Annotated in this window: 2 protein-coding genes; both read right to left on the minus strand. The window is 27.9% G+C overall.

Annotated features, from left to right (window positions below):
* Positions 1-190: 190 nt before the first annotated feature.
* Positions 191-1,336: a hypothetical protein gene (locus tag EZH24_RS10490; RefSeq protein ID WP_137999074.1), complete on the minus strand. Its 1,146-nt coding sequence runs from the start codon at positions 1,334-1,336 to the stop codon at positions 191-193.
* Between the two features lie 170 nt (positions 1,337-1,506).
* Entirely contained in the window at positions 1,507-2,145 is a 639-nt protein-coding gene (locus tag EZH24_RS10495) for a siphovirus Gp157 family protein (protein WP_137999075.1), read from the minus strand.
* Positions 2,146-2,314 lie beyond the last annotated feature (169 nt).

The following is a 2,314-nucleotide window of genomic DNA, read 5'->3' on the forward strand; positions in this document are numbered from 1 at the left end:
TTCTGAAGCTGAGGTTCTTCATTTTGTAATTTTTCTTTGTTAGTGTTATTTTCTTTTTTCATTTTGTTTCCTCCAAAGTTTTTATTTTTTTTATTTTTGAGTTATTAAGTTTTTTCTTCTTTTATATCAGCAGGGGCTTTCACCCCCGCCAAATAAATATAGTTAAAGGAGTAAGTCTATCCGTGTTGTCTTAAAATAAAGGACCGTCATAATCATCTAAATCATCATTAATTTGATGAGGCGGATTATTTTCCATCTCTTCCTGTTCTGCTATTAAATTATCCCAATTCTCATCGCTTGCTGTAGAAAAAGGATCTTCGTCTTCATTTACTTCTGCTTCTATTACTGTTTTATCTGATTTTGATTCTTTAGCTGTCTTTTTTTGTTCATTTTCTGTTATATTAGTTGTTTCTCTTTCTAAAAGTATTATGTCTATATAAGCAGTATATTCTTCAGCATAGCCTATTAATTTTCCTGCAGCATAATTGTTTCTGTATGTTTTTAATTTATCAGTAGAAAGATTACTCCATTCTTCACCTTTACATAATCCAGTAGGACATATACTTAATTTTTTATTTAATACTTCAGTTACTATATTTAAAAGTTTTTCATTAGGTTTTTTATTTGTATAATATTCTCTAGCTTTTACTAAATCATCAATGCTTAATTCAGTCCACTTTTTCCCTTTATTTTTACCAACTTGAACAACATTATATTTATCATCATTCATTACATAGACATCTTTTTTTTCATCATAATGTGAATTATCTATATTATTTTCAGTTTGTACTTCTATAGCATTATTTTTATTACTAAAAGATTTATTATCAAAATCTTGGACTTCCTCTTCTAAATATAATCCGTCTAAGCAAGCAGGATATAAAGCTCTAACGCCTTCTGCTATACAACGAGCTGCTAACATTTGACGAGGGTATTTCTTCCAATTTTCTTTATTAAGATTTAATCCTGCTTGTTTAGCTCTCTCCATATCCCATTTTATTATTAATGTACCAGCTTGAGGGTGTGAAAACTCTATTTCACATTCAGTATCATCTCTTTTTAAATAATTTATTTTCCCGCCTGCTTTTTGAAATCTTACTAAAGTAGCTTGAGATTTTAAAGCAGGTCTTCCTTGTATAATTGAATACTCCATACTTGCCTGAACTGGATTTTTACCTTCTGCTTGTGCTATCATAAATAATGTAAATACATCGTTTTCATTTCTTGTACCAAGCATACCGCTACTAGCAATTTTTTTAGACATTTTTTCTAATATTTCAAAGCTATAGTAATTTGATACTTGATTATTTTGTATACTCAAATCCTTATTACTCATAGTTACTCCTTTTTATTTATTATCTTTATCACATTCGTAGTGGATCATATACAAGCCGTAACAGTCTTTAATGTTTACGTATTTTGTTTTGAAATTATCTTGTATAGCTCCGCCACAAACAGCACATTTTATTTCTTTTCTTTTTTTGAAAATATCTTTTAATAAGCTCATTACTCTTGTTCCTCTTGAGTTTTTCTTGATATGTCTTTAATGCTTATATCTTTTACCAAACGAGCGAAAGATAATTTTTCGCCGCTTACAAGTGCCTCTTTTATTTTTTTGTCATCTCTTGCTTTAGACATTTTATCTATTTTGTAGTCATCAGTTATTAAAGCACTGTCTATTATTTCTACTTTATCAGTAGCTGTAGATACTCTATAAGCACCGCAGACAACACTTTTTTCTTGTTTTACTTTATTGTCTTCTACGAATCTAGCTATAGACATAACATTTGAAATACTATCTTTAAGATTAATTACTGTTTTTTCTATAGATTTATTTTTATTTTGAATTGTATCGATAAGCTCTTTATTGTATTCTTTTTCTTTCTCTTTAAGTTTTATAATATAGCAGAGTTTACCTACTATCTCTTTTAATTCTTCTTTATTGTCTTTAGTCTCTTCATACAAAGATTTTAGAGCTTCATTAAACTCATTTTCTAGCTGTATTAATTGAGATTCAAAAGTTTCGCTTTTATCTGTGATATTTAGCTTATCTTCTCTAGCTCTTTGAATTAAAGAGAGTTTATCTTCAAGCTCTCTAATTTTGTTATTTAATTTAATTTGCTTATCTAATGTTTCATTTATCATTTTTTACTCCTTAAAAATTATTTATATTTATAGCTTATAGCTTTTCCTGCGTTGTTAAATAAAAAATGGCAGACTACTAATCTCTTTAAGATTAATAGCCTGCCAAACGGTAAGTTATGGATTATAAAATATTTATGAGTATTGATTTTTTTATCTGATTTTTGTACAC

It is taken from the genome of Brachyspira catarrhinii (genome assembly GCF_005518285.1).
Classification (GTDB): domain Bacteria; phylum Spirochaetota; class Brachyspiria; order Brachyspirales; family Brachyspiraceae; genus Brachyspira; species Brachyspira catarrhinii.